This is a genomic window from Sphingobacterium sp., from assembly GCF_039596235.1.
Taxonomy (GTDB): Bacteria; Bacteroidota; Bacteroidia; order Sphingobacteriales; family Sphingobacteriaceae; genus Sphingobacterium.
Genome location: NZ_JBCNKE010000013.1, coordinates 87,363 through 96,957 on the forward strand (window position 1 = coordinate 87,363; position 9,595 = coordinate 96,957).

A 9,595-nucleotide genomic window follows, 5' to 3' on the forward strand; every position below is an offset into this window, starting at 1 on the left:
TACGCTCAAATTTTAATTTCGGAAAAAATGCGCTAAATTAGCCCTCTGAATATTTTCATAAAATAGATATATGAAAACCACTTTTGATTTTGAAAAGCCAATTGCAGATTTGCAATTGCAGATTGAAAAGGTAACACAGGTTGCCGAAAAAACTCAAGTTGATATGAGCGCAACCGTTCGTGAACTTGAGGAAAAACTTGCCTCTACGGAAAAAGAAATATACAGCAATTTAACAGGATGGCAGAATGTTCAAATGTCGCGTCACCCAGATCGTCCACAGACCTATGATTATATCGAAGCAATCTGCGATGAATTTATCGAATTGCATGGTGACCGTACGGTAAAAGATGACAAAGCGATTGTGGGCGGTATGGCATCCATCGATGGTAATCCCGTTATGATCATTGGTCATCAGAAAGGTAAAAATACCAAAGAGCGTCAATACCATAATTTTGGTATGGCTAATCCGGAAGGTTACCGTAAAGCATTGCGCTTGATGAAAATGGCCGAAAAGTTCAATAAACCAGTCATTACGCTGATCGACACTATGGGGGCCTACCCAGGGCTGGAAGCTGAAGAGCGCGGTCAGGGTGAAGCTATTGCACGCAACCTTATGGAAATGGCCGTACTTAAAGTTCCGATCATCTGCGTGGTTATCGGCGAAGGTGCTTCGGGTGGCGCCTTGGGTATCGGAGTAGGTAACCGTGTATATATGATGGAGCATACCTGGTATTCCGTTATTTCTCCAGAATCTTGTTCTTCCATCTTATGGAGAAGCTGGGATCACAAGGAAAAAGCAGCAGAAGCATTGAAATTGACCTCGAGCGATATGTTAAGCAATGGTTTGATAGATGGTATCATTCCTGAACCATTGGGTGGTGCCCATCAAGATCCAGCACAGGCTGCGGCAAATCTGAAAGAACAATTATTGAAAGATTTGGCCGAATTGACAGCGAAAGACAGCGATACATTGGTCAAAGAACGCATTGACAAATTCAGTAATATGGGTGTTGTGACAGAATAATGTTGCTTCCTTTATTCCTCAAAATAAAAAAAGTTGGCAGCCCATGCCGACTTTTTTCATTTTAACTGACTTCCGAATGCAAAAAGTACAAAAAAGAATTGATCAAAATCGCTCGATTTACAATCGAATCCATCATGTTTCAAAGGACAAACCCGACGGTCAAGAAAAATAAACAGGTAATTTATAAATCGTTATAAATTATTTAAACAAAAACAACAAAAAGATTTGGACACAATCACATCTTTTCATACCTTTGCATCACTTTCAAAAACAGAAAGGATTCCGTAGCTCAGCTGGTAGAGCAATACACTTTTAATGTATGGGTCCTGGGTTCGAATCCCAGCGGGATCACAAAGAAAAGCTAATCGTAAGATTAGCTTTTTTTGTTTTAACGATATTAAGGATCCCCCTTTTCCACCTCATCGGCTATTTTTAATCATGCGTTAGGATAACTTCCAAAAACTTCACCGCCTCCACGCCTACAATATTTTTTGCACGCAGTTGCACGGATTGTTTTCCGGACGGCAAGTTTATCCGCCCAAGCTTAAGCGAGTTTCCCCGTCCACTTGTAGCTGATGCGGGATCAATTGAAAAATCCAATGTTTTTCCACCAATCTCCAATACCATATCCCCACCTGTATTTTCCACATCTTTAACGTAGCGTATGACAACATCAAATTGCGCTGGCTCCAATACATCGATATTCCATCCAAGATATTGATTACTACTTTTCCATCCGGACACATAATAACGATCTCTTTTACCGTCTCCAAACTTCATCGGTTGCCCATACTGTTTTGCATAGAAAGTCAATAATCGATTTTCGGCACGATGTGCATCCACATAAATCAGATCATTGGTCTCAGGAACAATATTATCTTCTTTTAACCGGACGACAATAACTTCATCTGCTGAATCAGCGGCTATTTGATCCAATGGAATATGAAGCCCTATGGCATCTGAAGTGTATGCTTTAATGCTCTTCTTTGAAGACAATAAAGAGATGGATTTGACCGCAGCAGTAAGACCGCCCACAGTCAATTGTCCTCCTTTTGGTTTATTGAATACATGCAGATACAATATATCCTTTCTTTTTGTAATCACCCCCCATTGTTGACGCGGTAGCGGAGCAGGTTCAACGCCAATAACACTCGCTTTATTTTTTGTCATCCATCCGCCTATTCCCTTTAAGATAGCCACATCAGGTGCATCAATACTACCATCTCCTTTGGGGCCTATATTCAATAAAATATTTCCTCCCATGGCCTTCGCCTTCGCCAGCAATTGAATAAAATGTGCCGTTGGTTTGTGGTTCGCGTCCGTTGACGAATACCCATATGAGTCATTGGTTGTCGGAATCGCTTCCCAATTAGCACCTTTAGCAACAGGATAAAACTCTTCAGGGCGGTCAGCAGTGTTTAAATAATCACCGTAATTCTTTTCTGCTGTCCGCGCTAACCGCCCATTGACAACAATCGATGGATCAGTATCCCAGATCGCTTTCAGGATCCTTAGATTTTCTGACAAAGGCAGCTTATGCGGTGTATCAAACCATAGCAGATCAGGCCGGTACTGGTGGATCAGCTCTTTTATCTGGGGAATAGCTTTTTCATCCACATAGCGCTGTGCCTTGGGCAACCATTCGGGATGGTTGTCAAACCAGTTTGCTCCTCCCAATAGCTTATCTCCGCCCGGATTAGCGTAATCCCAGTCATTGCCGGGAGCATCAGGATGCTCCCAATCAAAAGCGTGGGAATAGTAAAATCCAAATAACAAACCATGTTTGCGGCAGGCATGTGCAAGTTCCGCCAATGGATCCCGTTTGAAAGCCGTGCTCTTGACAGAATAAGTACTCGAATACCGAGATGGATATAGCGCAAAACCGTCATGATGTTTGGCCGTGATGATAAAGTATTTCATGCCTGCATTTTTCGCCAGAAGCACCCATTCCTCCGCATCAAATTTTTCGGGATTAAATCTTGCCGCCGAGTCCAGGTATTCCTGACGCGGAATCTGCATGACACGCATAAGATGTTCGGCATAGCCACCTCCTTTTTTGCCCTTCCATATATTACCATATTGCGAGTAAACGCCCCAGTGGACAAACATGCCAAAAGCGGCTTCCTTCCATTTTTTGATACGCTGTCCCTGACCAGCAAATGACGCTTTCCACCAACCGGATTCCGCCTCAGCGATCGCGTTCCTATCTCTTGTTCCCGGGTCATTAAACATATCTGCGGCTTCATTTCCCTTATTGGCATTATGAACCTGTCCCATTGCAGCCATGACAGTGATTGAAAGCATTAAAATAAGGTAATACCTTTTTATCATAAGTTTCGATTTCGTTATTTTAATAGCTGAACTAACATGCAAAGGAAGGCAATAGCTCAACAGAAAAATTGTAATGGTATCAAAAATAGCTCAAAAAACGAGCGATAGGGTGCATTTTTTGTTCAATTTGGGGTAAAAACAATTAAAAGTCAAAAAAATAAAACCTATTCGCCTCTGCGATGTTTATTTTATATTATAAACTTAAGGACACATAAACAATAAGCCTACCGACCACGTTTCCCCCATTGGCAGGCAGCGATGGCATTTCGGGAGGGAGCAATAAGCAAATACAAAACAGCATCTTTACACGCATCTTCCTACACCGGTTTTGATTATTTTTATGCTAAACTGATACAAGCTATTGGTATTTATATAATATTTGTCTAAAATTCAAAATATGGAAAAGCTAACCGCAAAAGCAAGTATTCAGATTCAAAAACCCATCAATGAAGTTTTTGAAGCCATAGTTGATCCCAATAAAATGAATCACTATTTTATTAAGTCCTCCACAGGCCGCCTGGAAACTGGAAAAACCGTAGAATGGACTTTTCCGGAGTTTCCGGATAGTTTTCCGGTAACCGCAAAAACAATTCTTCCAGACAAGTATATTTCCTTTGATTGGAGTGGCGGACTTGCAAACCAACTGGTTGAAATCAGCTTATCTTCATACGGAGAGGCATCCACTGTCGTCAAAATTACTGAACACGAAATGAACAACGACAAGGAAGGGATTTTGATTATGATGCGCCAGACCGAAGGATGGGCAAACTTTCTCGCCTGTATGAAGGCATACCTCGAATATAACATCAATCTTCGGAAGGGCGCGTTTGATTTTATGTTTTGATAGAGTCAAAAAAATGACAGCAAATAAAACCTTCTACAACGAAAAAAGTGTCGATGACTTTATTCAGGAAATACCTGATACGCAAAAGCGGGAAGATAGTATCCAACTGATACAACTGATGCAATCTGTTTCAAAGGAAGCCCCAAAGATGTTTGGTGGATCCATTATTGGCTTTGGACAATATTATTATAAATATCCTAGCGGACATGAAGGATATGCACCTTTAATCGGATTCAGTCCTCGTAAAGCGGCCATTTCACTCTATGTATATACCGGCCTTGAGGAACATCGGTCATTCCTAGAACAACTAGGCAGATTTAAAATGGGTAAAGCCTGTATTTATATCAAAAAACTGAGTGATATCAATACAGCGTATCTGATCGTATTAATGCAACAGACCATCCAATTTATAACAACGAAATACACCAGGATCAAAGATTAGAAGCAGGATTATGACAAGTAGCATTTCAACAATTGACGCATATATAGACCAATTTGAAGGCGACAAAAAAGCTTATCTCATTCAGGTCCGGCAACTGATTGCCGGAGCAGTTCCAGCTGCAGCAACAGAAACCATTTCCTATCAGATGCCTACATTTCGGTACAACGGCAATCTGATCCATTTTGCAATGAACAAACAACATCTCGGCATATATCCAGGCCCGGCCGCCATTGCGCATTTTGCCACACAGCTCAAAGGTTTCAAAACCTCAAAAGGCGCAATACAGATCCCGATCGACCAACCCCTGCCCGAAAAAATCATTCTTGATATTGTAGCCTTTAACATCGAAAGGCTGAAGGATAAACAAGCTCCCAATTGGCATATCAATCGTGGAAATTGGCTCGAAGCCGAGGAGCTGATGCAACAGATTATGCTCAAAATCCCATTAAAAAAAGAGTTCAAATGGGGTAGTGACATCTACACGCACAAAGGGAAAAATGTCATCGGATGGGGTGGTTTCAAAAACTTCTTTTCCCTTTGGTTCTATAATGGTGTATTTTTAGAAGATAAGGAAAATGTTCTGGTCAGCGCCTCCGAAGGCAAAACCAAAGCACTTCGACAATGGCGTTTTAGGGATGTCAGCGAAATGGATAGCGCCAAAATCGAGGCTTACATCCAGGAATCTATCCGAACCATTGACGAGGGAAAAGAAATTAAACCAGCCAAAAGCGAGCTTATACCTCCCTCTGGACTGCTTTTGGAAGCGCTCCAGGCAGATCCGATATTTCATGATCACTTCAAGGCCCTCACACCGGGAAGGCAAAAAGAATACATCCAATATATCGACGAAGCAAAACAGGAAAAGACCAAATTATCCCGGTTAGAGAAAATCGAACCCATGATTATCGCAAAAAAAGGATTACATGATAAATATAAATAAGTGAGTTTTAACTTAAAAATCGACGCTCATGGAAAATTCAATTATACCGTCGATCTGGTTTGATCAAAATGCGAAGGAAGCTTTTGATCTATATAGCCAGACCTTCCCGAACAGCCAAGTCACAGGCAATTCCCCGGTTGTTGTCGAGGCGCAGCTCAATGGCGTAAAATTTATCGGCATCAACGGCGGGCCGATGTTCAAACCAAATCCGTCCATATCCTTTATGGTGATCTGCGAATCCAAAGAAGAGGTTGACCGTATCTGGAATGTATTTTCGCCGGATGGTAGTATATTAATGCCTTTAGACAACTATCCTTGGAGCCCTTATTATGGTTGGATAGCGGATAAATATGGTGTAAACTGGCAATTATACCAAGGTAAAGTCAGTGACACCAATCAGCAAGCAATTGTTCCCACACTGATGTATTGCGGCCCTCAGCAGGGTAAATGTGAAGCCGCACTAAAGTTTTACGAGGAATTATTTAAAGACTTCCATAGCAATGGCATCATGCGCTACGCGACAGGTGAATACGATGGCCAGATCCAACACAGCCAGTTCCTTGTCAACGGGTTTACCTTAATGGCGATGGATAGCGGAGTCACACAAAACTTTACTTTCAATGAAGGCATCTCCCTCACCATCATCTGCCAAGATCAGGCAGAAATTGACTATTACTGGAACCGCATTACGCAAAGGGGACAAGAAAGTCGCTGTGGCTGGTGTAAAGATGAATTTGGCGTAAGTTGGCAAATTGTACCGGCACAGATCTCCAGCTACCTTCAAAATCCAGGTGCAGGAGAAGCACTCATGAAAATGAATAAGATCATCATTAAAGATTTATTGGGATAAGCTCGCCAAACAATGGCGGTGCTCATTTAGCGGCATAAATAAAGGGGATGTGATTATCCCCTTTATTTATGCCGGCTAGGCATTGACTTGCAATGCCAATGCGTATAATTTCATTTGTTTGATCATCGACAATAAGCCATTAGCACGGGTTGGCGACAAGTGTTCTTTTAAACCTATTTCATCCACAAAATACAGGTCAGCATCAACAATTTCTTTTGCCGTATGCCCAGAAAGTACTTTAACCATCAGGCTAACCAAGCCCTTGGTGATAATCGCGTCACTATCCGCTGTAAAATACACTTTTCCGTCTTTAACCTCCGGGTACAGCCATACTTTGGACTGACAGCCTTTAATAATATATTCTTCCGTCTTATATTGCTCATCAATTAAAGGAACCTCTTTCCCTAGCTGAATAATGTACTCGTATTTTTCCATCCAATCCGTAAAGAAAGCGAAATCCTCAATTAATTCATTTTGTATTTCATTAATCGTCATAACCGTTTTTATTACACCAACATATTGACTGCACGTTGAACACCGGCAACCAAAATATCGATCTCTTCTTTTGTATTATAAAGTGCCAATGAAGCCCGGATCGTTCCCGGGATACCAAAGCGATCCATCACAGGTTGTGCACAGTGGTGCCCCGTGCGCACAGCAATACCCAATTTATCCAATATTACCCCAACATCATAGGGATGTGTACCTTCAATGATAAATGAAATCACAGAACATTTCTGATCTGCGGTACCTATAAACTTCATTCCCGGAATCTGGGCTAATTTTTCCTGTGCATATTCCAGTAATTCATGCTCATAGGATTCAATATTTTTTAAGCCGATCGAATTGATATAGTCAATCGCCTCATTCAAGCAGATTCCAGCTTCAATATTTGGAGTTCCGGCTTCAAATTTAAAAGGCAATTCATTATAGGTTGTCTTTTCGAAAGTTACTTCTTTGATCATATCCCCACCACCTTGATAAGGAGGCATTGCGTTTAAGAGTTCTTCCTTACCATACAACACACCGACACCTGTGGGGCCATACATTTTATGTCCGGAGAAAACTAAAAAATCAACGTCAAGATCCTGCACGTCAACCTGTATATGTTGGACAGCTTGCGCAGCATCCACCAATACCACCGCTCCTCCTTGATGTGCAATCGAGATAATCTCCTTTACAGGATTGATCGTACCTAATGCATTGGAGACATAAGTTACGGCAACTAGCTTCGTCTTTTCGTTCAGCAGTTTCCGATAGGCATCCATATCGAGCTCCCCCTTATCATTCATTGGAATAACACGGATCTTACAGCCTTTTTCATCACATAGCATCTGCCAAGGAACAATATTCGAATGGTGTTCCATCGCAGAAATAATAATTTCATCTCCAGCGTTGATAAATGCTCTACCATAGCAGGTAGCTACCAAGTTGATACTATCTGTTGTACCCTTGGTGATAATCACCTGCCTGTCTTCAGGAGCATTGATAAAAGATTGAAGCTTTTTACGGGTTACCTCAAAAGCATCTGTCGATATCTGGCTTAGGTAATGAACCCCACGGTGTACATTGCTATTCATATCCGTATAATAATGTGCGATAGCATTAATTACCGTTGTCGGTTTCTGCGTTGTTGCACCGTTATCCAGATACACCAAAGGTTTGCCATTTACCTGTCTTTTTAGAATAGGAAAATCCGCGCGTATTTTATCTATATGATATTTTTCCAAAGTCGTCTCCATAATTTATACAAAGTTAATAGTATTTTATCGAATACAGGGCCGACAATCTGTTTTTTATGTCATTATCAATCATCTGGGTATAATGATCAACCAAAATAAACATGACTTAATATGACAAAAGCGCGCCCTTCTACGCATCCTTTGCCATTTTAAACAATTCTATTCTGCTTTTATAATTTATTGCTGCTATTTATTTACCTTTGTATTGATATGCAAGAATTACCTCTAAATTTACCAGAAGGCTCACGTAAAGAAGTGATGGCCTACTTGGAGCCTTTCATGTTAAATGAAATGAGCGAATACCTGAAGCCTGTAGAAGAAATGTGGCAACCTGCTGATTTCCTTCCAGACGCTTCAAGGGATACTTTTTTTGAGGAAATACGAGATTTACAGGAAAGTGCCAAAGAACTATCGTATGATTTGGTCGCAGTATTGATTGGTGACACAATTACCGAAGAGGCCCTTCCTACCTATGAGTCCTGGTTGACCATGGTTGAGGATGTCGATAAAAACGAACAAGGTGGATGGATGAAATGGGTTCGTGCATGGACTGCCGAAGAAAACCGTCACGGAGACCTATTGAACAAATATCTTTATCTATCAGGCAGAATAGATATGCGTCAGTTTGAGATGTCGACACAGTATTTGATCCAAGATGGATTCGATATCGGCACCGGAGCTGATCCCTACCGCAACTTTATATATACTTCATTCCAGGAACTTGCAACCAACGTATCCCACCGGCGGGTATCAGGACTTTCTAAAAAAAGTGGCGATAAGCTTTTGGCGAAGATGTGTGGCGTCATTGCTTCGGATGAAGCTCGTCATGCAAAGGCATATATGTCTTTCATTTCAAAAGCCATGACCGTAGATCCGAGCGAAGTGATGATTGCGTTTGAAGATATGATGCGCAAGAAAATTGTTATGCCAGCGCAGTTTTTAAGGGAAGCAGGCGAACCCCAAGGTGAGGCCTTTGCACATTTCTCGGATGCTGCACAGCGATTAGGCGTATATACTGCATTAGATTATGTTGATATCCTGAAAGAACTTAATAATGAATGGAAGATCGATCAGGTTTCGGGACTAAATGATCAGGGTGAAAAAGCAAGAGATTATCTGCTAAAATTACCGGACCGTCTAGCAAGATTGGCGGATCGTATGAAGGTGCCTGAAAAAGAATATAAATTCAAATGGATTTACGGATAACAAAAACGCTTGACCAGAAAAAGTCAAGCGTTTTTGTTTATGGCTCCTTCCCCAATGCAGCAAAATGCTAGTCATTCCACATTTCCGAGCAGATATGCTTCCAGAAAGCAAAGGTATTCTACAACGATTGCTTTAGGAACACTTATTTCGCCAAGTTATATTTATACATATTCTATACAATTATACAATAAAACCTAAATATATGTATTTTATGAT

Annotated in this window: 9 protein-coding genes and 1 tRNA gene; 7 read left to right on the forward strand and 3 right to left on the reverse strand. The window is 41.2% G+C overall.

Going from position 1 to position 9,595, the window contains the following annotated elements:
* The first annotated feature begins 70 nt into the window (after positions 1–70).
* Both ABDW32_RS22600 and ABDW32_RS22605 read left to right on the forward strand, forming a co-directional pair.
* Positions 71–1,024 carry an acetyl-CoA carboxylase carboxyltransferase subunit alpha gene (locus tag ABDW32_RS22600; RefSeq protein ID WP_077437464.1) on the forward strand — a complete coding sequence of 318 codons (954 nt, stop codon included), beginning with the start codon at positions 71–73 and terminating at the stop codon, positions 1,022–1,024.
* A 278-nt stretch (positions 1,025–1,302) separates the two neighbouring features.
* Positions 1,303–1,375, forward strand: a tRNA-Lys gene (locus ABDW32_RS22605).
* An 81-nt stretch (positions 1,376–1,456) separates the two neighbouring features.
* Here the strand turns inward: ABDW32_RS22605 and ABDW32_RS22610 are convergent.
* A complete protein-coding gene (locus ABDW32_RS22610) occupies positions 1,457–3,355 on the reverse strand; it encodes an alpha-L-fucosidase (protein ID WP_343566078.1) in 1,899 nt (632 codons plus the stop codon).
* Positions 3,356–3,752: 397 nt separating this feature from the next.
* On the opposite strand from ABDW32_RS22610, the gene ABDW32_RS22615 reads away from it, so the two are divergent.
* Genes ABDW32_RS22615 through ABDW32_RS22630 form a run of 4 tightly spaced genes read left to right on the forward strand, consistent with a single transcriptional unit; the run spans position 3,753 to position 6,431 of the window.
* Positions 3,753–4,199: an SRPBCC domain-containing protein gene (locus tag ABDW32_RS22615; RefSeq protein WP_343566079.1), complete on the forward strand. Its 447-nt coding sequence runs from the start codon at positions 3,753–3,755 to the stop codon at positions 4,197–4,199.
* Between the two features lie 13 nt (positions 4,200–4,212).
* Positions 4,213–4,641, forward strand: coding sequence for a DUF1801 domain-containing protein (locus ABDW32_RS22620; protein WP_343566080.1), 429 nt, complete (start codon positions 4,213–4,215; stop codon positions 4,639–4,641).
* Positions 4,642–4,651: 10 nt separating this feature from the next.
* Complete coding sequence (locus ABDW32_RS22625) at positions 4,652–5,581, forward strand: DUF1801 domain-containing protein (RefSeq protein WP_343566081.1); 930 nt, start codon at positions 4,652–4,654, stop codon at positions 5,579–5,581.
* A 28-nt stretch (positions 5,582–5,609) separates the two neighbouring features.
* Entirely contained in the window at positions 5,610–6,431 is an 822-nt protein-coding gene (locus ABDW32_RS22630; protein WP_343566082.1) for a VOC family protein, read from the forward strand.
* Between the two features lie 75 nt (positions 6,432–6,506).
* On the opposite strand, the gene ABDW32_RS22635 is transcribed toward ABDW32_RS22630, so the two are convergent.
* Together ABDW32_RS22635 and ABDW32_RS22640 are read right to left on the reverse strand one after the other, a co-directional pair.
* On the reverse strand, positions 6,507–6,926 hold the full coding sequence (locus ABDW32_RS22635) for a SufE family protein (protein WP_108636977.1): 420 nt from the start codon (positions 6,924–6,926) through the stop codon (positions 6,507–6,509).
* 11 nt (positions 6,927–6,937) lie between these two features.
* Complete coding sequence (locus tag ABDW32_RS22640; RefSeq protein WP_343566083.1) at positions 6,938–8,173, reverse strand: cysteine desulfurase; 1,236 nt, start codon at positions 8,171–8,173, stop codon at positions 6,938–6,940.
* Between the two features lie 210 nt (positions 8,174–8,383).
* Between ABDW32_RS22640 and ABDW32_RS22645 the strand changes: the two genes are divergently transcribed.
* Complete coding sequence (locus ABDW32_RS22645) at positions 8,384–9,379, forward strand: acyl-ACP desaturase (RefSeq protein ID WP_077437471.1); 996 nt, start codon at positions 8,384–8,386, stop codon at positions 9,377–9,379.
* Positions 9,380–9,595: the final 216 nt, after the last annotated feature.

Bases quoted from the DNA above. Each gene is read 5' to 3' on its own strand.
- ABDW32_RS22600 (WP_077437464.1), top strand. From the start codon at position 71: ATGAAAACCACTTTTGATTTTGAAAAGCCAATTGCAGATTTGCAATTG.
- ABDW32_RS22645 (WP_077437471.1), top strand. From the start codon at position 8,384: ATGCAAGAATTACCTCTAAATTTACCAGAAGGCTCACGTAAAGAAGTG.
- ABDW32_RS22620 (WP_343566080.1), top strand. From the start codon at position 4,213: ATGACAGCAAATAAAACCTTCTACAACGAAAAAAGTGTCGATGACTTT.
- ABDW32_RS22630 (WP_343566082.1), top strand. From the start codon at position 5,610: ATGGAAAATTCAATTATACCGTCGATCTGGTTTGATCAAAATGCGAAG.
- ABDW32_RS22615 (WP_343566079.1), top strand. From the start codon at position 3,753: ATGGAAAAGCTAACCGCAAAAGCAAGTATTCAGATTCAAAAACCCATC.
- ABDW32_RS22610 (WP_343566078.1), bottom strand. From the start codon at position 3,355: ATGATAAAAAGGTATTACCTTATTTTAATGCTTTCAATCACTGTCATG.
- ABDW32_RS22640 (WP_343566083.1), bottom strand. From the start codon at position 8,173: ATGGAGACGACTTTGGAAAAATATCATATAGATAAAATACGCGCGGAT.
- ABDW32_RS22625 (WP_343566081.1), top strand. From the start codon at position 4,652: ATGACAAGTAGCATTTCAACAATTGACGCATATATAGACCAATTTGAA.
- ABDW32_RS22635 (WP_108636977.1), bottom strand. From the start codon at position 6,926: ATGACGATTAATGAAATACAAAATGAATTAATTGAGGATTTCGCTTTC.